The following is a 23,746-nucleotide window of genomic DNA, read 5'->3' as shown; positions in this document are numbered from 1 at the left end:
CGAAATCCCCTCCTTGGAGAAGCGATAAACTTTGAAATATTGTAACATTTTAAAATTCCAAAAAAGAACCAGACCGGGCAATCACCCACCCCTTTACCTTAACAAACGCTCAACTCTCACGCTCTTTCCGATAACTCACTTTCAAGCTTAATCCTGTAAAATGTTGAAAAGTGCCGCGAAACAGGAGTGGTTTATTATGCGAAAAACTAAAATAGTGTGTACTCTGGGGCCAGCTTCGTTAAAAAGAGAAGTAATCCGGGAAATGATTCAGTCTGGTATGGATGTGGCACGGTTAAACTTTTCCCATGGAGATCACGACTTCCACCGCGAAATAGCACATTCAGTGCGAGAAGAGTCTAAAGTTTTTGGGAAGCCGGTTGCTCTTCTTCAGGACCTCCAGGGAATAAAAATACGCATAGGAGAAGCAGAAAACGGTGTGGTCGAGCTGAAAGAGAACTCTATTATAGAAGTTGTGCCAGGTAATGGACTAACCACCTCTTCCCGAATTTACATCAACTATGAACCCCTGCTTAAGGACATACAAGAAGGAGAAGAAATCCTGCTCGACGACGGTCTTCTGCGCTTGAAGGTCACCAGTAAACACCCGGACCGCCTTTTGGCCGAAGTCATTGAAGGAGGCCCTTTACGTTCCAGAAAGGGGGTCAACTTTCCTCACACCCGTATATCAGCATGTACTTTTACCGAAAAGGACCGCTACGATCTTAAAGCTGGCATTGAAATAGGTGTAGACTATGTTGCTCTTTCCTTTGTAAGAAAAGCCGAAGATATCCTCAGAGTTAAAGAATGGGCCAAGAAAGAAGGGTTCAAACTTCCTCCTCTCATTGCCAAGATAGAAAAGAAAGAAGCCCTGGAAAATGTAGAAGAAATAGTCGAAGTAGCTGAAGGTATCATGGTGGCCCGGGGTGACCTAGGTGTAGAGATATCCACGGAGATGGTTCCTGTATGGCAAAAACTGCTTGTAGAAGCGGCCAATCGTAAAGGAAAAATCGTGATCATTGCCACCCAGATGCTTGAATCAATGCGAGAACATACCAGCCCTACCCGGGCAGAGGCCACCGATGTAGCCAATGCTGTACTGGATGGTACAGACGCTCTGATGCTTTCTGCAGAAACCGCAATCGGTAAATTTCCAGCCTTGGCTACCAGGACCATGCACTCCATAATATGTGCCACTGAACAGCATCTATACTCAAGAATATTTGTAACCTACGACCCTCAAGGTATTTTCCCTGAAGCAATGGTTTCGGGAGCTATCCAGACTGCCCAGGACATTAAAGCCAAAGCAATTGTAGTTTTCACGCACTCGGGGTTCACAGCTACATTGATTTCTAACCTTCGACCCGCAACTCCAGTAATTGCCATGACTCCTGACCCTAATACATTTACCCGTCTGCCACTCCTCTGGGGAGTATACCCTCACCTGCTTACAATGAGGGAAAAAACAGTAAATACCGAACTACTAAAAGAAGCCGAAGAAATACTGGTAGCACAATATAACGCTCAAAAGGGAGACCCGGTAGTCTTTGTGGCCAGCTCGCCTTTCCTGGGCAACCGTAATCTCCTGCGACTCCACCGCATAGGAGACCCCTTGGAAGAAGAGAGTCAGTGCAATACAGATAGCGTACGCTAAAAGCCCAGAAAACGTAGGTTATAATAAACCTTGTGTAGTTGAAAAAGGAGGTGAATGATTTGTCAAAAAATAGCTTTCTGGGTCCTGAGTGGCTCCTGAACACCAAAGAAGCGGTACAACTTTATCAGGAAGTAGTTTTGCCCCTTCGCAAAGAACATGGTATCCTCGATTTGCATACTCATCTCAGCCTACAGCAAATCCTTGAAAATCAATCCCTGGTAAACATTTGGAAAGCAGAAGTCTACGATGAAAGATACGGCAACCGTGACCACTACCTTTTGCAACTTGCTGCAAAATTTCCTCCCTTTTCCTACACCCTGGCCTTCGACCCACAGATACCCGAGGAAGTAAAATGGTCCATCCTGGGGAAAGTCTTTCCTTTCCTTGAAGGAAATCACGTTCATCAATGGTTACATCTTGACCTCAAAAGAATTTTTGGAATTGAAGAGCTTTTAGGGCCTGATACTGCAAACAAAATCTGGAATGAGACCCTGAAGGCTCTTCAAAAAGAAGAATTCCTTCCTCTTTCGCTTCTCAGAAGAATCAATGCCCGCATAATATGCACCACTGATGACCCTTGCCAGAACCTTGAAGAACACAAAAAGGCCAAAGAAATAATAGAAGATATCGTTTTCCTTCCCACATTTCGGCCTGACCCTTACTGCAACATTTTCGAAGCCAACTGGCGAGAGAATGTGGAGCGGATATGTGCTCTTACTGGAGAGGATGTAACACTGAAAGGACTTGTGGAAGCACTTCGCAAAAGACACACTTATTTTGCCGAAATGGGAGCAAGGGCAAGCGACCACGGGCTCCTCGAGCCCTGGGGATTTGATGTCTCCACTGCTCGCGCTGAAGAAATTTTCACTCGAGCTTACGAAAAAAGAGAAAAATTCCCAGTACGTTCTTCTGAAGTCAGGGATTTCGTTTCTTACATGATGCATCGTTTTTGCGAAATGAACGCAGAATACGGAATGACCACCCAAATTCACTTTGGAGCCTTACGTGATACCAACACCTACCTTTACAGGAACTGGGGCAAAGACATGGGTGGAGATGGTACTCTTGATGATGTAAGGGTTATGGAAAATCTGCTTCCCCTTTTGAACAAATTTTTCAGTGGGGAAAATTCCAAGTCATATCTGGTGCTCTATACCATGAACCAAAATCTTCTACCTGTGCTTATTGCTCTCTCCAGAACCTTCCCCAATGTCCAGATAGGCTTTCCCTGGTGGTTCAACGATGCTCCCAGCTTTATTGAAGAACATCTTATCAAAGTGGCCCACGCTTCTTGTCTGTCCTTCTCAGGTGGACCAGTAGCCGATAGTCGAAAGATACTTTCTGAAGGGAGCCGTTTCGAGGTCTTTGACCGCATGATTTGTCGAGTACTGGGTAAGTTACTTTCTGAAGGTCAAATTTCAAAGCAGGGCGCCCAGCTCATCATTAAAGCAATACTCTATGATACCCAGAAACGGGTTTTCAACCTGCATGAATATTTTCCCACTGAACAACCCTAACAACGGAAAAATGGCTAAACGCAAACTTAAATTCACGCAATCTTTAAAAAATTCGTTTTTTCTCAACCAGTACTCCAACAAACACAGATAATTTTGAAAACTACTCCTATACAAGGTGAAGCAGCTGGAAGGGTTTACGTTGCTTGGTCTTGTATATCAGTATGGTAGCATGCTAAAATAAAAACCACCAAAGGATTGGAGAGAGGGAAGTGAGCAATTTCCATCTAATTAGGAAACAAAGCTCTTCTGCTCGAGAAGCTGCATATAAATCCCTTAAGACAAATATTATTCTTCTTCATCTGAAACCCGGGCAAGTTATTACTGAACAGCAAATTGCAGAAACACTCTCTGTCAGTCGCACACCGGTGCGAGAAGCTTTCATAAAACTCGCCCACGAGGGACTTCTTGAAACCTACCCTCAAAAAGGCACCATGGTCTCATTGATAGACATGGAACGAGTGGAAGAAGCTCGTTTCATGCGTCGAATCCTGGAAAAGGAAATCTTAAGGCTTGCCTGTCAGCAGTTTCCTGAGGAATTGGTTTTCGAGTTGCGCTCCAACCTTGCTTTACAGGAAATTTGCTTGGAAGAAAAAAATTTCCTCCGACTTTTTGAGCTGGATGAAGACTTCCACCGGATTATCTATCGTGGTTGTAATAAAGAACGCATCTGGGACCTGGTTTCTCAAATTAGCGCCGACTTTAAACGCATTCGAGTCTTAAAGCTTTCCTCGAGCATAAATGTAAAAGAAGTAGTCAAACAACATCAGGAAATCCTCTCGACAATTTTGAAACAGGAAACCAGCCGGATTGATAATCTGGTTGAGGAACACCTGCACACCAGAGACTCTAAACTGAAGAGCCTTTATAAACTGTATCCAGAATATTTCAAAACGGGGGGTGATAAAGAATCCAAAAGCTTCTTTTAATTTCCTTTTGATTATAACTTCATGGTAAAACTTCTGGAGGAGGTGCCTCATCATGCGCAATCGCTTTTCAGTAATACTGGGATTGAGCATCATGATTTTGTTCGTGTTGGGAATCACACTCTCTGCAGTATCCCAGGAGAAAACCTACGAGCTTAAAGTCTCCATGGTAATCACTGAAGACGATACCATCTACAAGGGATATGAAAAGTTTAAAGAAGGAGTTGAAAAGCGCACTAACGGCAAAATTAAAGTAGAACTTTACCCCGCAGGAATCCTGGGAGGAGACGAGGAAATACTTGAGCAGATTGCACTTGGAGCCGGGATCTGCGTAAATACTGATGCGGGAAGGTTGGGAGTTTGGGTGCCAGAGATTGGAATTCTTTTGTGTCCATATCTTACTGATACCGTCGAAGAAATGCAAAAACTCCTCAAATCAGACCTTGCCAAAGAATGGTTTGAAAAACTTCGCAAAGAAAAAGGATATGTAGTGCTTGCTTTCAACTGGTATGCCGGAGGACGTCACTTCATAACCAAAAAACCCATCTCCAAACCCGAAGATCTCGAAGGGCTCAAAATCCGCACCCCAGGTGCTCCCGTCTGGCAGGAAACTATTAGAGCCCTGGGAGCAACCCCAGTAGCATTGCCCTGGACAGAAGTCTACACAGCACTGCAACAAGGGGTCATAGATGGTGCTGAAGCTCAGCATCCAGCAACCTATGGTTCTAAACTCTACGAGGTGGCCAAATACATTACCCTTACCGGCCATATTCAACTCTGGAACGCACCCGTTGTGGGCGAAAAATGGTTCAATCAACTTCCACCGGAATACCAGCAAATTCTCTTTGAAGAGGCAGAAAAAGCCGGTGATTATGCCACCCAGCTTCTCCTTGACAGCCTCGACGAACTTGAGGCAAAGATGACCGCAGAAGGGGCCATAATAAGCGAAGTGGACACTAAACCCTTTAAAGAGCGCGCTGAAGCGGTTTACCAGAAGCTTGGTTACGAAGAACTTCGCAGGCAAATTCAGGATTTTCTAAAAAAACAATAACTTTAAAAGACTCTTAAAAGTGGGGGCATTGCCCCCACTTTTTTAATAAAGAGGAGAAAGAAAATGCAAAAGCTAATGGAAATTCTCGACCGTATAGAAATAATTGTTTCTCAAGCCCTTTTATTCGTAATTGTAAGTCTGGTTTTTGTCTCAGCGGTTCTACGCTATGTTGGTCACCCTGTTAACTGGACGAATGCTCTGGCTTCTGGTCTTTTTGTATGGCTAATTTACATCGGGGCAGATCGAGCTCTTCGTCGCAACAGACACATCGGCATGAGCTTTCTGGTCGAGCGCTTATCTGAGAAAACAAAAAATCTGGTAGAAATCATTACTACTTCGTCCATTATTGTTTTTCTAATTATTGTTTCCCACTTAGGAATGCGACTTGTTTTAGCTAACACTGGAAGAGTTTTTGAAGAGATATTTTTCCTTAGCTACTCAGTAGTTGCAGTAGCAATTCCTATCGGAACAACTCTTATGACTCTGACACTTCTTTCTCAAATTGCTCTAAAAATTAAGAACTTGTGGAGGAGATAAACCATGTCCTTCCTTTATGCCGGTCTAACTTTTATAGTACTCCTCCTCTTTAACGTTCCTATAGCATTTACGCTGGGAATAACTGGGATAATGTACTTTTTAACCCAATCCAGTATTCCCCTTCCCATAGTAGCTCAAAGGCTGGTTTCAGGAACTCAATCTTTTCCCTTACTTGCCGTACCTTTTTTCCTTCTAGCTGGCCACCTTATGAATGCTTCCGGAATAACCGTACGACTTATTCGTTTAGCAGATGCCCTGGTAGGCCACCTACCGGGTTCCTTAGGCCAGGTGAGCTGTGTCCTCAGTATGTTCATGGGAGGAGTGTCCGGCTCTTCAAATGCAGACGCGGCAATGGAAACCAGGATTCTTCTCCCCGAGATGCGACGCAGGGGTTACGATGACGGCTTTTCTGCGGCAGTATTAGCCTGTAGTTCACTCAGTGCAGCAGTCATTCCTCCAAGCATTGGTCTCGTACTTTACGGTTACGTCGGGCGAGTGTCCGTTGGAAAACTCTTTATCGCCGGTATAATACCCGGCATACTTATGGGTCTCACCATGATGGGGGTAACCCACTGGAAAGCTGTGCGCAACAAGTATGATTGGGAAAGAAGAAGGAGAAGAAGTTCCACCCAGGAAATATTTACAGCTTTGCGTGAGTCAATATGGGCTTTGCTGTTTCCCCTGTTTTTGGTCATAACGCTGCGCTTTGGCATTTTCGCCCCGGTAGAAGCAGCAGCATTTGCTGTTTTTTATGCTCTCATTGTGGGTAAATTTATCCACCGCGAGCTCGACTGGAAAAAGTTCTGGGAAGTTATGCGAGATGCCGCCGAAGATACCTCGATAATCATGCTTATCGTCTCTATGGCCGCAATTGTCATGTATGCCCTGGCCTTTGAAAAAGTTCCTGCCAAAATGTCGACCTTTATATTGACCCTGGGCGCCAATCCCTTCTTGCTTATGCTCGCAATAACAGCCTTTCTTCTTGCCGCAGGAGCCGTCATGGAGGGAACGGTAAACATCCTGCTTCTCACCCCCATTCTTCTTCCCCTAGTGGTCCAAGCAGGCTTTGACCCCGTTCATTTTGGAATTATCATGGGTATTCTAATTCAGATTGGAGGAGTAACACCACCTGTGGGAGTCAACATGTACACAGTGTGTTCTCTGGGAGGCATTCCTGTAGAAAAATATATCAAGCATAGTTGGCCCTACATATTTGCATTGATCGGGCTGGTGATATTGCTTATCCTAATACCCCAACTGAGTCTGATCCTGGTTGGTTTAATGAGATAAACATTTTTTCAAAAGGGGTGAAAACAATGGACGATCATCGCTGGCAGCAATTCGTAGAAACTGTCTCTGGAAAAAGAAAGGAAACCGCTGTGGCATTGATAGTCGACAGTCCCTGGATTCCAGGGTGGTCAGGCATTTCCCACTTTGATTATTATCTTTCTTTTGAAACCTGGCTGGAAGCCAACTTAAAAGTCTATCAAACCTATCCGCATATCATATTTCTGCCCGGTTTCTGGGCAGAATATGGAATGGCTACCGAGCCGTCAGCATTTGGTTGCAAAATAAACTGGTATGAGTCAAGCACACCTACTATCAATCCCGTACTTCAGCAAATTGAGGATGTAGATAAACTTTCCCTGCCCGACCCCAAAAAAGATGGGTTAATGCCCTTTGTACTATGGTGGTATAAAAAAGCGAAAGACAGCGATATCCGCGTACACATGGTTGCCGCTAGGGGTCCACTAACTCTTGCTGCTCATCTTCGGGGTTTGACTGATTTTTTGATGGAACTCAAAACAGAACCCGACAAAACCAGGAAATTCCTTGACTTAACTACTGAAACTGTTATTAGCTGGCTTAAAGCACAGCTTGAAGTAGCATCTCAAGCTGAAGGAATAATGGTGCTTGACGACGTAGTTGGTTTCTTGTCCAGAGCTGATTATGAGAAGTTTGCCCATCCTTATCTCAAAGCCATCTTTGATGCCTTTCCTGATAAAATACGAGTCTACCATAACGATGCCAACATCCTTCCCTTTGCAGATTTGCTACCTCAAACCGGTTTGCAGGTGCTCAACTTCAGCCATACCATCGATATCGAAACGCTCGCGGAAAAAGTAGGGAACGAAATCTATCTTATGGGCAACATTCCTCCTCTTGAAGTGCTGGTCCAGGGTACCCCTGAAGAAGTGAAAAACTCCGCCCTTCAGTGTCTCTCCAAAGCTAAAAGGGCGGGGGCAAAACTCATCCTTTCGGCAGGAGGAGGAGTTTCACCGGGAACACCAGGAGAAAACCTGGCTATCCTGGAAAAAATAGCAGGAGGTTCTTCCAATTAATCGGATGAGTACATAAACTCGGGTTACAAAAAAACCGGCAGTAAAAACAGCAAGCTCCTTGACAAACCAGGAAACGGATGTTTTAATATAAGCAAACCAATAAGGCTTAAAGCGAGGAAGAGGACGAGTAGCTTCTTTCTCTGATCAGAGAGAGCCGGGGGTAAGGTGGGAGCCCGGTATCAGAGAGGAAAGCGAATGGACCTCGGAGCAGCTCACCGAAAGCCAACAGCAAGTAGGCTGGGCCGGGGCTTTCCCGATAAAGAAAGCAGGGTATCGGTCATTAAGACCCGTACCTGGTCGAGAGGGTAGGTATGGGTATTACCTACCAACAAGAGTGGCACCGCGAGCAAAAGCCCTCGTCTCTTGACGAGGGCTTTTTTTGTTGGGGTGAAAGCAATGAACATCAAACCCAGTATCGAAGATTTCGGGAAAATAGAACCAGGAGAATATGACCTGGTTCCCCTGAAAACTGTTTTCCTGGCCGACCGGTTTACTCCGGTATCGGTAACTGAGCTTTTTCAAGACAAAAAACCATTGATTCTCCTGGAAAGCGCTGAAAAGGGTGAGCGTTGGGGAAGGTTTTCCTTTCTGATTTTTGACGTTGAGAAAGTGATAACCATAAACAAGTTTACCGACGTAATTGGTAAACTGGAAAGAACTTTCCCTCTCCGAAAACTCTATCCCGGGCTGGAAACTTCTTTCAAAGGCGGAGCGGTAGGTTTTTTAAGCTACGATGCTGTAAAAACCTGGGAAAAAACTGTTCCTCGAAAACCCCTTTCCTATCCTCTGGCCTACTTTGTGGAAAGCAGGCGTTTCGTGTATTTTGATCACTTGCGTCATCAAATTGGCATTGTTTATCTTGCCCAAGCCGGAAATGAAAAAGACTACCAGCAAGGCAAAGCCTGGATAGAAGGGGTCTGGGAAAGGATTTCTGCATCTCAGCATATCTCTGAAGACGATGAATTTTCCATTCAGGGCGAAGTGTATTCAAATTTCGAAGAAGAGGCATTCAAAAAAGCGGTGAGCAAAGTCATAGACTACATTGTCGAAGGACATGCCTCTCAGGTAGTCATTTCACAACGTTTCAGTGTCCCCTATCAGGGAAATCCCTTTACGGTTTACCGCTTTTTGCGATCGCTAAATCCATCACCGTATCTTTTTTATTTGAATACCGACCACTTTCAGCTGGTAGGCTCTTCCCCAGAAATGCTGGTCAAGCTTGAAAGCGGAAAGGCGGTAACCAAGCCCATTGCTGGAACCAGAAAGCGCCTGCCAAATATTCCAGAAGATGCAATTATCAGAGAACTTCTTGATGACGAAAAAGAAAACGCCGAACACGTTATGCTCCTTGATCTGGGAAGAAACGACCTGGGCAGGGTATGCATTCCGGGGAGCGTGCAAGTCGAAGAGTTTATGGAAGTAGAACGCTACTCGCACGTATTTCACATCGTATCAACGGTGTCTGGAACGGTCCCCGAGGGAAGCAGTGCCTGGAAATTGCTCCAGGCTTGTTTTCCCGCTGGCACTGTCAGTGGAGCACCAAAAGTGCGTGCTATGGAAATAATCGAAGAAATCGAGCCCGATGCACGTGGACCTTACGCGGGGGCACTGGGTTATGTTGGTTTTGATGGCAACATGGACACCTGCATCATCATTCGTACCTTGTTTTTTAAAGACGGCCTGGCTTCAGTTCAAGCTGGAGCAGGTATTGTTTACGATTCAAAACCTCAAAATGAATACGAAGAAACAGTGAGCAAAGCTCAGGCTTTGCTCACTGCCTTAAAAATGGCAGAAGGGAGGATAAAAGCATGATTCTGGTCATTGATAACTACGATTCCTTCACCTACAATCTGGTGCAGTACGTCGGAGAGCTTTCCAGAGAAGAAATACGAGTTTTCCGAAATGACGAAATTAAACCCGAAGAAGTGAATAAGCTCAGACCTTCACACATCATTATTTCTCCGGGTCCCAAGGACCCTCAGTACGCAGGAGTGAGCAACGAAATTATTGCACGCTTCGCCCCTTCTATTCCCACCCTGGGGGTGTGTCTTTGGCCACCAGTGCATTGCATATGTTGAAGGCGCCAGGATTGTAAAGGCATCAGTACCAAAACATGGCAAAAAATCCACGGTAATTTTGCTTTCTTCGGTTCTTTTTAAAGGGCTTCCTCCCAAAATCGAAGTGGGTAGGTACCACTCCCTGGTAGTGGATCCTTCGAGCCTCCCTCCCACATTAAGGGTCATTGCCTGGACAGAAGACAAAGAAATAATGGCCATAGAACATGTAAAATATCCACTTTTTGGTGTGCAATTTCACCCCGAATCAGTGCTCACTCCCCACGGAAAGCAAATTTTAAAAAACTTTCTGGAGGTGAAACCCGGTGGAAGCCCCAAAAATTCTTGACAAAATAATCTCTGGGGAAAAGCTGGATTTTAACCAGGCTGCTTCACTCATGAAAGCTATAATGGAAGAAAAGCTTTCTCCCTTACACACTGCCGCCATTCTGGCCTCCCTCCGCCTGCGGGGAGAAACACCAGAAGAAATAGCCGGCTTTGCCTCCGCCATGCGTGAAAAAGCCGTACCTTTTCTTATCCCCACCCAGGAAGTTGTGGATAATTGTGGCACCGGTGGTGACGGGAAAAGCACCTTCAACGTCTCCACTGCCAGCGCGCTTCTGGGCTGGGCCTGTGGAGTACCGGTGGTCAAGCATGGTAACCGCTCCATATCCAGTAAAAGCGGCAGTGCCGATCTTCTGGAAGCACTGGGCATAAAAATTAACCTTGTTCCCCAAACCATGCAAAAAGCATTTTTGGAAACGCAATTTGCCTTTTTGTTTGCTCCGCTTTACCATCCAGCAATGAAAGCAGTACAGCCAATTCGCAGAGAACTGGGTATCCGAACCGTCTTTAACATACTGGGACCATTAACCAACCCTGCTCCCGTGGCCTATAGAGTGGTAGGTGTTTATGACCGAAAACTCCTTCCTTTGGTAGCCGAAGCAATGAAGCGACTCAAAGTAAAACGCGCCTGTATCCTTTGGGGAGAACCCGGCATTGACGAAGCAAGTATCAGTGGAACAACCTATTTCATGTTGGTAGAAGAGGGAGAAGTGAAAGGTGAATTCACTCTTCATCCAGAGGAAGTAGGCTTTGAGTGCCTACCGCTTGAGGAAATAAAAGGAGGCAATCCTTCTGAAAATGCCCGCACCTTTTTGAGGCTACTGGAAGAAAGAAGAGTAGATACTCCTCTTTCCAAGGCTATAATGCTCAACACAGCCTTCTTGCTCTACATTTTCGGCAAGGCTACCACGCTTTCAGCGGGAATAAAGATAGCCAGGAAAACTCTGGAATCCGGAAAAGCACTGGAAAAAATACGCTCACTCATCGCTTTCCATCAAAGCATAGAGCAGAACGGACAAGGTGGTAACCATGGAAGACATTCTTGAAAAAATCGTGACCACCAAGCGTAAAAAGTTGCTTTATCAGAGGCATCCTTCCCTGACCGAGCTCGCAGATTTGTTTTTGAATCGAACACACCAGGGAGAAAACAAATTCTACCAGGCTTTAAATCAGAACCCAGGACCCAACATTATCGCCGAAGTGAAATTCGCCTCACCCTCTAAAGGGAAGCTACTGGAACGTTTTACTCTTCGGGAGCTGGTATACAGGTATCAGAAAGCAGGAGCTTGCGCCATATCAGTGGTCACTGAAGAAACTTTCTTTAGAGGATATTCAGAAATGGTTCGGGAGGTAAAAGAGTGTAGCACGTTGCCAGTTCTCCAGAAAGACTTTGTGATTGAAGAAAGCCAGATTTATCAAGCGGCAAAACTTGGAGCCGATGCCTTACTACTTATAGCTCGCATTCTTTCTTTGCAGCGCCTCAAAAAGTTTGTCGAGCTCTGCCAGCTCCTGAACATAACTCCCTTGGTAGAAGTGCACGATGAAAGCGATATTCAGAAAGCACTGCAAGCAGAAGCACCCGTGATTGGCATCAACAATCGCAACCTGGCCACCTTTGAAGTTTCCATCCAAAATACTATACGCTTACGCAAATATCTTCCTAAAGAGAAAATCGTGGTAAGCGAGAGCGGCATCGTTTCTTTCCAGGATATAGAGCTGCTTCTCAAGCAGGGAGTACACAATTTTCTGGTTGGAGAAAGCCTTATCAAGGCAGAGGAACCCGACAATAAACTCCTGGAACTCAAAGGAGGAGTCAAAATTGGTACGCATTAAAGTATGCGGTATCACATCAGAAAAAGATGCCGTGCAAATCGCCCAGCAAACCAGTATATGGGCACTGGGTTTTATCTTTGTTGAAGAAAGCCTCCGTTTTGTAAACCCTGATAAAGCTCGTCAAATCATACGGAACCTCCCTGCTTCCATTGCAAAAGTGGGAGTATTCAGAAACCACTCCCTGGAAGAGGTGCAATTTATCCGGTCCTTTTGTCATTTAGACCTGGTACAGCTCCACGGAAGCGAACCCCCTCAGTTCTGTGAGAAGTTGGGGAAAGGGGTTATCAAGGCATTTGGAGTGGACGAATCATTCGACCCATCGCAACTTGATGCCTACAAAGAGGTAGTGGATTTTTACCTCCTGGATAGCACCCAAAATGGGAAAAGCGGGGGCTTGGGAATTCCTTTTAACTGGGATAAAATAAGGAACATAAAAACACCAATTGCGAAGCCTCTCATAGTGGCAGGAGGTCTCAGAAAAGAAAATATCGTCGCCTGCATTCGGGCTTTGCAGCCTTTTGCGGTGGACTTAAACAGCGGTGTGGAAAGTGCACCTGGTAAAAAAGACATAGAGAAACTGCGGGAAATTATTCAAATCCTGGAAAGGGAAGTGAAAAAATGATTCAAAAGGGTTTTTTTGGAGAATTTGGAGGACGCTTCGTTCCCGAAATTCTGGTGCATCCCCTTGAGGAACTTGAAGAAGCCTACAACTTTTTTGCCAAAGATGAAAATTTTCAGAGAGAACTCAATTACTATCTGAAAAATTACGCAGGTCGTCCTTCTCCCCTCTATTTCGCCGAGCGACTGAGTAAAAAAATGAACCTGAAAGTGTATCTCAAAAGGGAAGACCTGAATCACACTGGTTCCCACAAAATAAATAATACGTTGGGGCAAGTGTTACTTGCCAAAAAAATGGGAAAAACTCGCATCATAGCCGAAACAGGAGCAGGCCAGCATGGAGTAGCCACAGCTACCGCCTGTGCCCTTTTAGGACTTGAATGCCACATTTACATGGGAGCAGTAGATGTGGAAAGGCAAAAATTGAACGTTTTCAGAATGCAGATTCTGGGCGCAGAGGTAATTCCGGTGAAAACTGGAAGCCAAACTCTCAAAGATGCCATTAATGAAGCCATGAGAGACTGGGTGAGCAACGTGGACACCACCCACTACGTAATTGGCTCTGTGGTAGGCCCTCATCCTTATCCTAAAATGGTTAGGGACTTCCAGTCGGTGATAGGTAAAGAAGCCAAGCAGCAAATATTTGAGGCAGAAGGTCGCCTCCCTGATTGTGTTCTGGCTTGTGTCGGTGGAGGTAGCAATGCCATGGGTATCTTTCACGCTTTTGTGCCGGACAAAGAGGTTCTGCTTGTAGGTGTTGAAGCTGGCGGCCTGGGATTAGAGACTTCCAAAAACGCTGCCAGCATTGGACGTGGTAAAAAGGGCATACTGCATGGAAGCCTCAGCTATATACTCCAGGACGAATTTGGGCAGATAGAAGAAACCCACTCCGTAGCGGCTGGTCTTGATTACCCCGGCGTAGGTCCTGAACACAGTTTTCTTTTTGCCTCTGGCAGGGCCCGATACGTCAATGTGACCGACCAGGAAGCACTGGATGCGTTCTGTGAACTCTCTCGCCTGGAGGGCATAATCCCTGCTCTGGAAAGTGCTCACGCCATTGCCTATCTCAACAAACTGAGAAAGGAACTGCCTCAGGATTCGATAGTCCTGGTGTGTCTCTCGGGAAGAGGAGACAAAGACGTTGAACAGGTAATGAGATATCTCAAGGAGGAATCACGATGAAAGACATCCTGGGAAGCGTTCTTCGCGAAAAATCGCAAAAACGAAAACTGCTTTTACCTTACCTCACTTTTGGCTATCCAACCATAGAAAGTTTCCTGGCAATACTTGAAAATCTTAACCCCGATTTCATAGATGCCCTGGAAATAGGTATTCCCCACTCTGACCCAGTAGCAGATGGACCAGTAATTCAGGAATCCTCACAAAAAGCACTGGCTCTGGGAGTAACCCCCAGGCTGGTTTTTGAAAAAATGCAAACTCTGAAGCTCTCCTTTCCACTTATTGCTATGACTTACGGAAACATCGTCTATCAGTATGGCATAAAAAAATTTGGACAGGACTTTAAAGAAGCCGGTTTCTACGGGCTCATCGTAGCTGACTTTCCCTTAGAGGCCAAACCGTTGCTTGATAAATTGGAAAATCTACTTTCGATAATCCTTCTTGCCTCTACCACCACACCTGAAGAACGTCTGAAAAAAATAGCCCGAGAAAGCCAGGGTTTTGTATATTTGGTTTCTGGCAAAGGAGTAACTGGCAAAACCCGCATTCAGCAAGAAGAACTCCGTGAAGTTGTAACTATTATTAAGTCAGCCACCGACCTACCGGTTCTGGTGGGATTCGGCATTAATTCCCCTGAAAAAGCAAAAGAGATAGCGTCCTTCTGTGATGGAGTAATAGTGGGTTCAGCATTACTTCACTTTGTAACACAAAACAAACACCACAAAGACTTGCCCCAGCTGGTAAACGATTTTCTCAGCAACTTTCGGAAAGCTTTGAACGAAATCGAGTAAAAGAAAGAAGGAAACGACTTGGAAAAAGTTTCCATTAAGGGGATTGACTTTTTGCGCTTTTCAAAACTTTCTGTATATCAACCCCTGTTCCACGTGTTCACCACTCGCTTGTTGCCCTTCAAGCTACGTAACGAAAAAGACAGGAAGCACCTTGCTTCATTGCTTGATGTTCCTCAAATCCTTTTTCCAGATCAAACACACGGAGATGATTATTTCCTTTTGCCTGCTAAGCCCACTCCTGGTGTTTCTCCACCAAAGGCGGATATTCTCCTAACACAGAACTCGTCCTGGGGAGCGGGAATTCTGGTTGCCGACTGTGTTCCCATATTGTTTTTCGATCCCCAAAAAAGATGTTTTGCTCTGGCCCACGTTGGCTGGAGAGGAGCCCTGCTCCACACCCACAAAAAGGCGGTACGCCTCCTTTGGAAACACTTCAAAACTAGCCCCGAACAGCTATTTGTAGGGCTTGGACCCAGTATAAAATCGTGCTGCTTCGAAGTGGGGCAAGACATAGCTGAACGGTTTCTGGAAAGGGACTCTCAGAGTGTGATCTTGAGAAACGATCGTTTTTTTGTAGACTTGACTGGTTTTATTGAAAGAGAGCTCTGCGCAATGGGGGTATCTCGGCACAATATCGAGATAGCCCCCTGGTGTACCTCTTGCGAACAGGACCTTTTCTACTCCTTCAGACGAGAAAAAGAAAGAGCAGATCGCATGGCGCTCATTGCTTGGTTACGCAATTGACTTCACCAATCCTCAAAAAATTGTTGCCAATTGCCCCTATTTAATATTTAATTGTTTAGTGAACTTCCACAATGGAAAGGGGGAGAAGCCTTGAACAATGCAGTGGCTCACCATTTGCTGATAGAAATCATTGGTTCTGCTTTGCTGAATGATGCTCGCCTTGTAGAAGAATTTTTTAAAGAATTGGCCAGCACTTACCAGGGAGAAATCCTGGGATTGAAAATACACCAGTTTGAACCTCAAGGTATAAGTGGTCTTTTGATAATGCCTGAATCACATATCGCCATTCACACCTGGCCTGAATACGGGTACGCATCTCTGGATATATTTCTGCAAGCCGGATGGGATCCCCAAAAGAGCGTGCCTATCATCCGGAAATTTTTTAAACCCCAAGACGTAAAAATTGTAGAACTGGAAAGGGGCGTGAAAAAACAAAATGGAACTCTGGTATTTCCAAAGCTACATTGAAAACTATCAGATGGGCCTCAAGGTGAAAGAAACGCTTTTCTGTGGTAAAACCCGCTTTCAAGAAATTGCCATTCTCGATACTTTTCTTTACGGGAAAACTCTCATTCTGGATGGAATCGTGCAAACCACGGAAAAAGATGAGTTCATGTACCACGAAATGCTGGTACATCCTGCCATGTTTGTACATCCTAATCCTCGAAAAATCTTCATTATAGGCGGTGGAGACGGTGGTGCTTCGAGAGAAGTGCTTAAACATCCAGTTGAAGAAGTGCACCTCGTGGATATTGACGAAGGGGTAATTGAGCTATGCAGACGCTACTTCCCACAGCTTGGAAACTGGGAAGACCCACGCTTAAAGGTTCTGGTTGAAGACGCTGCTCGGTTCATCAAAGAAAGTGACCAAGTTTTTGACGTTATTATCATGGATTCCACAGATCCTATACCTCGAGGAGTAGCCGAACCACTCTTTTCCAAGGAGTTCTTTCAGCAGGTGTTTGAGCATCTTTCACCAGAAGGTCTTTTTGTTTCCCAGATAGAACCACCCTTTTTCGAACCCGAACGAGTTCGCAAGCTATGGGAAAATTTGGATATGTTCCCTATTGTAAAGGTATATTGGGGATTAGTGCCTACTTACCCCGGCGGAGTGTGGACGTACGTAGTCGGCTCGAAAAGTCTGGACCCTCAAAAGCCTCTGCGCAAACCCGATTTTCCAACCAGGTATTACTCACCAGAAGTTCATCAGGCCGCTTTCACTTTACCGGTATTTTTCAAACAGTTACTGGAAGGCAAGGAGTCGTAGGGATTACCCCTACGACTCCTGATATTCACGCCTGATATCGGCCTGCAAATCTCGATTCATGCGAGCAAGCAAAGATTTTTGATGAAAATATAGGCCCTCTCGTGCAGCGAGTTCGGCAAAAAGCTCAAAGTTTATGTTTGGATCTGAGGCGGGAACCACTACCGAAGACGCAACCACAAAATCCCTGACTGAGAGAGGAGAAGCAAAACGGCTACTTCCCTGGGTAGGTAATACATGATTGGGGCCATAACCATAGTCTCCCAGAGCAACCGGTGCGTAAGGCCCAATAAAAATAGCTCCTGCACTCTTCACCTTATCCACTACTTCAAACCCCCGTGATACCATGACTTCCAGATGTTCCGGGGCAATGGCTTCAACAATTTTCCAGGCCAGATCCAGATTCTCCAGCTGATAAAGGTAAATAGGAACTGTTCGCTCCAGGGGATTGCTGGCCCATTCCCGTTCCACTTTCTTTTTAACTGTAACCAGGAGTTCCTCGCTATCCGACAGCAAAATGCTTTTTGCAAGAGGGTCGTGTTCTGCTTGAGCCAGCAAATCCAGAGCTATCCAGTCTGCTCTTGCACCTCGCTCAGCAACAATAACCACCTCTGACGGCCCAGCCAGAGCATCAATACCCACCACACCGTAAAGCAGTTTCTTGGCAGCAGTAACATAAACGTTGCCTGGACCAACTATCTTGTCCACAGCAGGGATAGATTCAGTACCAAAAGCGCAGGCTGCAATAGCCTGTGCACCCCCCACCCGATACAGGTTATCTATCCCGAGGTAAAAGCAGGTCGCCATTATCTCAGGCGATACGTTTCCTTCCCGGTCGGGAGGCGTAAACACCATTATGTTTTTGACCCCCGCTTCTTGAGCAGGTACCACTCCCATTATCAAAGAAGACGGATACGCAAAGCGCCCTCCAGGAACGTACACTGCGCAACTTTGCAGGGGGCGCATCCATTCACCCATAAAAGAACCCTGTTCACTCAGCCACCAGGAATTCGTTTTTTGCAAGCGATGGAATCTGCGTACTCTATCTACAATTACCTTCAATGTCTCTTTAAAAGAGGAACTTAAGCTTTCCCAACTCTCCTCAAGCCTTGCTTGAGAAATCAAAAAATCGGTAACATTGCAACCATCAAACTGCCTGGTGTAGTGAGAAACTGCAGCATCGCCTTTTTCGAGCACGTCTTCTACGATTTTCCGAACCCTCTCAGTAGCCTGCTCAAAAAAGCGAAACGTTTCCCGACGCGAAAGCGCAAGGTCGGAGAGAACTTCCTCCTGGTCAAAAACGGGTTTAAGAATCACGGGAATGCTTTTCAAGCCTCACCACTTCCTTTAATTCACCAGCCAGTTTGGCAATCTGGCTGGACTTAGTCTTAATGCTTACTCGATTAGCAACCAGGCGCACCGAAACAGGTGCTATTTCTTCCACTACATGTAATTTGTTTTCTCGCAAAGTTTTCCCCGTAGAAACAAGATCTATAATGCACTCAGCAAGCCCTATGGCCGGAGCGAGCTCTATAGAACCATACAGAAAGACAATATCAGCGTGAATGCCCCGTTCTTGAAGATAAGAGCGAGTAAAATTGGGATACTTAGTAGCCACACGTAGACGTTCCCTTTCAAATATCACTTCAGCATCCGTTCCCTCAGGAGCTGCCAGCACCATGGCACATTTGCCAATTCCCAGGTCCAGAAGTTCATATACCTCGTTCTGGCGCTCTAAAAGAATATCTTTTCCCACCAGTCCCACATCAGCAGCTCCATATTCCACATAGGTGGAAACATCCTTTGGGTGAGTCAAAATGAAACGCAACGGAAAATCAGCCGACTCAAGAACCAGTTGTCGGGATTCAAAATCAAGGTTTTCAGGCCATCCCGAAAGCAGAGACAAAATCTTCAACACTTCACCCTTGAGCCTACCAGTAGGCAAAGCCACGGTCAGCTTTTCCATGTCCCAAACTCCCTTTTTATAAACTCTTCAAGCTCGGCTATAGCGCTCTCAGGAAATTCAACGCTCTGGTCCTGCCAGGAAACCCGGCAGTGCTTTTCTGGCCATTCCTGAAGAACAAGCGATATGCCCTGCTCACGAAGCCTTTCAGCTACCCCAAAAATAGCCTTGCGCACTCGAGAAGAAAAACAAACTTCAAAGACCAGATGCGAAGCTCTGGAAGTAAACGAACTCTCTTCAATAACTTCCATCAAACGTTCCACAAAAAGGGCAAAACCACAGGCCGGGGCGTTTTTCCCAAAAACAGAAAAGAGCTCGTCGTACCTACCACCGGCCAAAAGAGGATGTCCTGCCTGCGGAGAGAAACCCTCAAAAACAATCCCGGTGTAGTAATCAAAATCCCTGATCACACCTAAGTTCAAAAAAACCCGTTCAGAAAGACCATAATCTTCAAGAACGGTCAAAACCTCTTTGATTCTTTCTACTATTTTTAAAATTTCTTCTTCCTCGGCAAAACGGTTTTCGACTTCTTTTATAAGTTCCCAGCGCCCCCTTAAAAAGGGCAATTCGACAAAAAAGTCTCTTAGTGAAGCCCCAGCAAAGAGCATCTCTCCAAGCAGAGCTTTGAGCGCAACAAAATCGCGTTTCTTCAAGAGCTGCTTTACCAAACTTTCTTCAGGTGGGGAAAGCCCAAGCTTCTTGAGAAGGACCTTAAAAAAACCCGCATGCCCTATATCTACCTCAAAATCCGTAATACCAGCCCGCTTCAGAGAAAACAAGGCCAGGGCAATGACCTCTGCATCGTCCTGGGGGCTGTTGGTTCCAATGTTTTCAAGGCCTATTTGGGTAAGCTCGCTTTCGGTCCGGAACGAAGAAGAAGGATAGCGAAAAATCTTTCCATCGTAGTAAACCCGGAAGCTAAGGTGAGGATCTCTACTCCTTGAGCAGAGCATTCGGGCTACGGAAGTGGTAAATTCAGGACGCAAGCAAACCAGCTCTCCACTGCGATTTATAAACTTGTAGGTCCTTTCCTTGAGATCCCCTCCCAGAGCTTTTTCCAGAGTGGCATAGTACTCAATAGTCGGAGGCTCAATTTCTTCATAACCCCAGCTCTCAAAGAGAGACCTCAGTTCATGTTCGATTCTTCTTTTCAATTTCACTTCCCGTGGATAAAAATCTTTCATTCCAAAAACCAGCTCCAAGCTCCTTTTCCTCCTTCCCAAACTCAATACCAAGTATAATTTATAACCATCAAGCTTTGCAAGGAAAATAAACTCGTGTACAATAGGCCTTAGCAGACCAAGGAGGTCAGAACTAAGCGATGGGCAGCGTCAAAGACCTGATTGTTCTTGCTTCACCCATTGAAGACCGGCCGGGTAAGGGAAAGTTTATCTTCTCAAATCGCTACTCGGTTTTTGATTGGGGAGAAATGCCCGACCATATTCCCAGAAAGGGGGAAGCGCTCTGCCTCATAGGAGCCCATTTTTTCGAAAGGCTTGAAGAGCAGGGGATAAAAACCCACTACCTGGGTCTGGAAGAAAACGGAAAAGTCAAAAGACTATCAGAACTGGAGAACCCCTCAAAAGTCATGCAGGTTCAATTGTTTAAAGTGATCCAGCCTCCACTTCTTGGAAATGACTATGACTACTCCATTTACCAGAATGTCGCTGGGAATTTCCTGATACCCTTCGAATTTATATACCGCAATTTTCTTCCCCAGAATTCGAGCTTCAGAAAAAGAGTAGAAAAAGGGGAAATAAACCTTTCCGACTTTGGCCTTTCCAGACTCCCCAACCCTCAAGAACCCCTTCAACCACCACTGCTTGATGTGTCTACCAAACTCGAAGAACAGGACCGATACTTGAGCTGGAGCGAAGTTCTCAGCTACCAGATCATAAACCAGAAAGAACTGGAGTTGATAAAAGAACTGGTACTCAGGGTCAACCAGCTTATTTCTCGAGAGATCGAACCTCTGGGTTTACGCAACGAAGACGGGAAAATAGAGCTGGCCTTTGACGCAGAAAGAAATCTGGTAGTGGTGGATGTGGTGGGAACGCCCGATGAATGCCGCTATACCTACCAGGGACTGCAAATGAGCAAGGAAATAGCCCGCCATTTTTACCGGCAAACCGAATGGTGTAAGGAGGTCCAGGCAGCCAAGCAAAAAAATAAGTTGGGCTGGAAAGCATTTGTCAACTCACAACCACCTCATCTTTCCGAAGAACTCCTGCAATTAATAAGCTTGGTCTATCAGCGCATCGCCAACGATCTCACCAGAAGAGAATGGTTCAAAGAAGTGCCTCCTTTGTCAGAAATAGCTTTTCGCTTAAAGAAACACCTTGGGGGTGAATAATGGAAAAGAGGTTGTATCGCTCCAGAAGAGAAAAAATGATAGGTGGGGTATGCGCTGGAATTGCCCAGTATTTCGACATAGATCCCACCATAGTCAGGCTTCTTGCGGTTGCGCTACTTCTTGCCGGAGGAACAGCAATTGTTGCTTACATCATAGCCTGGATAGTCGTTCCTGAAGAACCGGAAAACTCAAAAAGTGTAATTGAGGCAAGTGAAGAAAAGCCCAGATCGCAAAACCGGCGAGAGGTCCTGGGATGGATTCTGGTTATAATCGGTGTGTTGCTGGTTGCTCGATACCTTATGCCCATCAGTCTTATCTGGTTTCCCTGGGGTGGAAAGCTCTTCCTGGGGGTTATCATACTGATTGCGGGCATACTGTTTTTAGCGAGAAGTTGAGCTTTTTAGTTTAAAAAGATTTGCGTATACTTATGCTGAAAATCGCTACTAAAGCTACTAAAATCACAAAAGGGGTGAATGTTGATGAGCACCAATCTTGACCAACTTGCAGTTACTACCCTTCGCATGTTAGCTTTGGACACCATTCAGAAAGCCAATTCTGGTCACCCAGGCCTGCCGCTCGGCGCAGCACCACTCACTTACGTTCTTTTTGACCGCACAATGAAGTTTAACCCTCGTAACCCGGCCTGGTTTGATCGGGATCGTTTTATACTTTCTGCAGGTCACGGCTCAGCACTTCTTTATTCCCTACTTTACCTATATGGTTATGAAAAAATGACTCTTGAAGAATTGAAAAATTTCAGACAATGGGGCAGCAAAACCCCCGGGCATCCCGAATATGACATCGAATGTGGCATAGAGACCACCACCGGGCCCCTGGGTCAGGGATTCGCCACCGGAGTAGGCATGGCTATAGCTGAAGCACATCTGGCTGCCCGTTTCAATCGTCCGGGCTTTGAAATCATCAACCACTATACTTACGCTTTGGTAAGCGATGGTGACTTGATGGAGGGAGTCGCAGCAGAAGCAGCTTCCCTGGCAGGCCACCTCAAACTCGGCAAGCTTATCTATCTTTTTGACAACAACCGGATAAGTCTTTCCGGAGAAACAGCGATTTGCTTCACTGAGGACATCAAAAAGAGATTTGAAGCCTGTGGCTGGCAGGTGCTAGAAGTTTTAAACGGAAATAATCTGGAGGAAATTCAGGAAGCAATCGAAAAGGCAAAAGCTTGCACTGATGCACCGTCACTGATTATGGTTTCCACCCACATAGGCTACGGAAGCCCCAAACAGGACACTTTCCACATTCACGGCTCACCTCTTAAACCTGAAGAAGTCATAGAGACTAAAAAATTCTACAACTGGCCAGCGGACAAAGAATTTTATGTGCCTGATGAGGTGCTTCAGCATACCCGCCAGGCTGTGGAACGAGGAGAGCGAGCCGAAAAAGAGTGGAAAGAGCTTTTTGAAGCTTATGCTCAAAAATATCCTGAACTGGCTAAGGAGCTCAAAGATTTGATAGCTGGAATTCTTCCTGAAGGGTGGGAAGAAGCCATCCCCGTTTTCAAGCCCGAAGATGGAGCCATGGCTACCCGTTCTGCTGGAGGAAAAGTCCTCAACGCACTGGCTGAAAAAATTTCTGCTCTCATCGGCGGCTCCGCAGATCTTGATCCCTCAACCAACACCGTCTTAAAAGGAAAGGGAAGCTTTCAGGCACCAGGTGTTTGCAACCCCAACACCCAGGGAATAGTCGATGGACCTCTGGGCTATGAAGGACGCAACATTGCCTTCGGAGTACGTGAACATGCCATGGGAGCAATACTGAACGGAATTGCTTTGCATGGTGGGTTAATCCCCTTTGGAGCTACTTTCTTTGTGTTTTCTGACTACATGCGGCCAGCAGTGCGTATTGCTGCTCTTTCCAAATGCAAAACAATTTATGTCTGGACTCATGACTCAGTGGGGGTTGGAGAAGATGGACCAACTCACCAGCCGGTAGAACACCTGGCTAGCTTGCGTGCAGTACCCAACCTGGTTTTAATTCGTCCTGCTGATGCAAACGAAGTGGCACAGGCCTGGCGAGTAGCCATTAAACATCAGGGTGGTCCAGTAGGCCTGGTACTTACCCGCCAGAAACTGCCCATCATAGACCGCAAAAAATATGCCTCAGCAGAGAACCTTGAAAAAGGAGCTTATGTCATTGCCGATTGTGCTCCGGAAGAACCCCAAATCATCATCATAGCAACTGGCTCAGAAGTGCATCTTGCTCTTGAAGCATATGAAAAACTCTCTGCAGAAGGCATAAAAGTGCGAGTGGTGAGTATGCCCTCCTGGGAGCTTTTCGAAGCTCAATCAGCGGAGTACAAAGCATCGGTGTTACCTGAAAAAGTCAAGAAGAGAATTGCCATCGAAGCTGGTTCTACCTTGGGCTGGCACAAATACGTAGGAGAGGAAGGAATTGTTATAGGCATCGACCGCTTCGGCGCCTCTGCACCGGGCAAAGAAGTGCTTGAAAAACTGGGCATCAGCACAGAAAACCTGATCAATAAAGCCAGAGAACTTCTTGGCAAAAAATGAACCTTGCTGGCTGTGGGAAGAAGAACCTTCCCACAGCCAGGAGCGAG

General features: G+C 45.8%; 24 protein-coding genes and 1 other annotated feature. Of the genes, 21 read left to right on the top strand and 3 right to left on the bottom strand.

Going from position 1 to position 23,746, the window contains the following annotated elements:
• The first annotated feature begins 196 nt into the window (after positions 1-196).
• From pyk to speE, 18 genes are all read left to right on the top strand, one after another.
• A complete protein-coding gene (gene pyk, locus QBE54_RS11285) occupies positions 197-1,651 on the top strand; it encodes a pyruvate kinase (RefSeq protein WP_369018283.1) in 1,455 nt (484 codons plus the stop codon).
• A 59-nt stretch (positions 1,652-1,710) separates the two neighbouring features.
• Positions 1,711-3,168, top strand: coding sequence for a glucuronate isomerase (locus QBE54_RS11280; RefSeq protein ID WP_369018282.1), 1,458 nt, complete (start codon positions 1,711-1,713; stop codon positions 3,166-3,168).
• Between the two features lie 209 nt (positions 3,169-3,377).
• Positions 3,378-4,094 carry a GntR family transcriptional regulator gene (locus tag QBE54_RS11275; RefSeq protein WP_369018281.1) on the top strand — a complete coding sequence of 239 codons (717 nt, stop codon included), beginning with the start codon at positions 3,378-3,380 and terminating at the stop codon, positions 4,092-4,094.
• A 52-nt stretch (positions 4,095-4,146) separates the two neighbouring features.
• Positions 4,147-5,142, top strand: a complete 996-nt coding sequence (locus QBE54_RS11270) for a C4-dicarboxylate TRAP transporter substrate-binding protein (RefSeq protein ID WP_369018280.1) — start codon at positions 4,147-4,149, stop codon at positions 5,140-5,142.
• Positions 5,143-5,205: 63 nt separating this feature from the next.
• The gene (locus QBE54_RS11265; RefSeq protein ID WP_369018279.1) at positions 5,206-5,679 is read left to right on the top strand and encodes a TRAP transporter small permease; all 474 of its coding nucleotides are present in this window, start codon (positions 5,206-5,208) and stop codon (positions 5,677-5,679) included.
• Positions 5,680-5,682: 3 nt separating this feature from the next.
• Positions 5,683-6,969 carry a TRAP transporter large permease gene (locus tag QBE54_RS11260; protein ID WP_369018278.1) on the top strand — a complete coding sequence of 429 codons (1,287 nt, stop codon included), beginning with the start codon at positions 5,683-5,685 and terminating at the stop codon, positions 6,967-6,969.
• A 26-nt stretch (positions 6,970-6,995) separates the two neighbouring features.
• Positions 6,996-8,021, top strand: a complete 1,026-nt coding sequence (locus QBE54_RS11255) for a uroporphyrinogen decarboxylase family protein (RefSeq protein WP_369018277.1) — start codon at positions 6,996-6,998, stop codon at positions 8,019-8,021.
• Positions 8,022-8,126: 105 nt separating this feature from the next.
• Positions 8,127-8,388, top strand: a binding site (T-box leader).
• Between the two features lie 29 nt (positions 8,389-8,417).
• Positions 8,418-9,833 carry an anthranilate synthase component I family protein gene (locus QBE54_RS11250; RefSeq protein ID WP_369018276.1) on the top strand — a complete coding sequence of 472 codons (1,416 nt, stop codon included), beginning with the start codon at positions 8,418-8,420 and terminating at the stop codon, positions 9,831-9,833.
• Positions 9,830-10,099 carry a hypothetical protein gene (locus QBE54_RS11245; protein WP_369018275.1) on the top strand — a complete coding sequence of 90 codons (270 nt, stop codon included), beginning with the start codon at positions 9,830-9,832 and terminating at the stop codon, positions 10,097-10,099. Before QBE54_RS11250 ends, QBE54_RS11245 begins: the two co-directional genes overlap by 4 nt.
• The gene (locus QBE54_RS11240; RefSeq protein WP_369018274.1) at positions 10,029-10,424 is read left to right on the top strand and encodes an aminodeoxychorismate/anthranilate synthase component II; all 396 of its coding nucleotides are present in this window, start codon (positions 10,029-10,031) and stop codon (positions 10,422-10,424) included. The genes QBE54_RS11245 and QBE54_RS11240 overlap by 71 nt, the downstream gene beginning before the upstream one ends.
• The gene (gene trpD / locus QBE54_RS11235) at positions 10,402-11,466 is read left to right on the top strand and encodes an anthranilate phosphoribosyltransferase (protein ID WP_369018273.1); all 1,065 of its coding nucleotides are present in this window, start codon (positions 10,402-10,404) and stop codon (positions 11,464-11,466) included. The genes QBE54_RS11240 and trpD overlap by 23 nt, the downstream gene beginning before the upstream one ends.
• Positions 11,450-12,253 carry an indole-3-glycerol phosphate synthase TrpC gene (gene trpC, locus QBE54_RS11230; protein WP_369018272.1) on the top strand — a complete coding sequence of 268 codons (804 nt, stop codon included), beginning with the start codon at positions 11,450-11,452 and terminating at the stop codon, positions 12,251-12,253. The genes trpD and trpC overlap by 17 nt, the downstream gene beginning before the upstream one ends.
• Entirely contained in the window at positions 12,240-12,875 is a 636-nt protein-coding gene (locus QBE54_RS11225; protein ID WP_369018271.1) for a phosphoribosylanthranilate isomerase, read from the top strand. Before trpC ends, QBE54_RS11225 begins: the two co-directional genes overlap by 14 nt.
• Positions 12,872-14,053, top strand: coding sequence for a tryptophan synthase subunit beta (gene trpB / locus QBE54_RS11220; protein WP_369018270.1), 1,182 nt, complete (start codon positions 12,872-12,874; stop codon positions 14,051-14,053). The genes QBE54_RS11225 and trpB overlap by 4 nt, the downstream gene beginning before the upstream one ends.
• The gene (gene trpA, locus QBE54_RS11215; protein WP_369018269.1) at positions 14,050-14,841 is read left to right on the top strand and encodes a tryptophan synthase subunit alpha; all 792 of its coding nucleotides are present in this window, start codon (positions 14,050-14,052) and stop codon (positions 14,839-14,841) included. The genes trpB and trpA overlap by 4 nt, the downstream gene beginning before the upstream one ends.
• A gap of 18 nt (positions 14,842-14,859) precedes the next feature.
• Complete coding sequence (pgeF, locus tag QBE54_RS11210) at positions 14,860-15,585, top strand: peptidoglycan editing factor PgeF (RefSeq protein WP_369018268.1); 726 nt, start codon at positions 14,860-14,862, stop codon at positions 15,583-15,585.
• Between the two features lie 90 nt (positions 15,586-15,675).
• A complete protein-coding gene (gene speD, locus QBE54_RS11205) occupies positions 15,676-16,053 on the top strand; it encodes an adenosylmethionine decarboxylase (protein ID WP_369018267.1) in 378 nt (125 codons plus the stop codon).
• Positions 16,022-16,852 carry a polyamine aminopropyltransferase gene (speE, locus tag QBE54_RS11200; RefSeq protein WP_369018266.1) on the top strand — a complete coding sequence of 277 codons (831 nt, stop codon included), beginning with the start codon at positions 16,022-16,024 and terminating at the stop codon, positions 16,850-16,852. Before speD ends, speE begins: the two co-directional genes overlap by 32 nt.
• A 9-nt stretch (positions 16,853-16,861) precedes the next feature.
• Here the strand turns inward: speE and hisD are convergent, their stop codons facing one another.
• From hisD to hisZ, 3 genes are read right to left on the bottom strand one after another with little or no spacing between them, the layout of a single operon-like run.
• Positions 16,862-18,181, bottom strand: coding sequence for a histidinol dehydrogenase (hisD, locus tag QBE54_RS11195; RefSeq protein WP_369018265.1), 1,320 nt, complete (start codon positions 18,179-18,181; stop codon positions 16,862-16,864).
• Positions 18,156-18,815: an ATP phosphoribosyltransferase gene (hisG, locus tag QBE54_RS11190; protein WP_369018264.1), complete on the bottom strand. Its 660-nt coding sequence runs from the start codon at positions 18,813-18,815 to the stop codon at positions 18,156-18,158. Before hisG ends, hisD begins: the two co-directional genes overlap by 26 nt.
• On the bottom strand, positions 18,803-20,014 hold the full coding sequence (hisZ, locus tag QBE54_RS11185; protein ID WP_369018263.1) for an ATP phosphoribosyltransferase regulatory subunit: 1,212 nt from the start codon (positions 20,012-20,014) through the stop codon (positions 18,803-18,805). The genes hisG and hisZ overlap by 13 nt, the downstream gene beginning before the upstream one ends.
• A 119-nt stretch (positions 20,015-20,133) precedes the next feature.
• Between hisZ and purC the strand changes: the two genes are divergently transcribed.
• The 3 genes from purC (at position 20,134) to tkt (ending at position 23,699) form a co-directional block, all read left to right on the top strand.
• The gene (gene purC, locus QBE54_RS11180) at positions 20,134-21,165 is read left to right on the top strand and encodes a phosphoribosylaminoimidazolesuccinocarboxamide synthase (RefSeq protein WP_369018262.1); all 1,032 of its coding nucleotides are present in this window, start codon (positions 20,134-20,136) and stop codon (positions 21,163-21,165) included.
• Positions 21,165-21,560 (top strand): PspC domain-containing protein, encoded by a 396-nt coding sequence (locus QBE54_RS11175; protein ID WP_369018261.1) that lies wholly within the window; start codon positions 21,165-21,167, stop codon positions 21,558-21,560. Before purC ends, QBE54_RS11175 begins: the two co-directional genes overlap by 1 nt.
• A gap of 84 nt (positions 21,561-21,644) precedes the next feature.
• Positions 21,645-23,699, top strand: a complete 2,055-nt coding sequence (gene tkt / locus QBE54_RS11170; RefSeq protein WP_369018260.1) for a transketolase — start codon at positions 21,645-21,647, stop codon at positions 23,697-23,699.
• The last annotated feature ends 47 nt before the right edge of the window (positions 23,700-23,746 follow it).

It is taken from the genome of Thermatribacter velox, assembly GCF_038396615.1.
Classification (GTDB): domain Bacteria; phylum Atribacterota; class Atribacteria; order Atribacterales; family Thermatribacteraceae; genus Thermatribacter; species Thermatribacter velox.
Note: the sequence above shows the minus strand (reverse complement) of the source record. Positions and strands in the feature narration are given on the sequence as shown.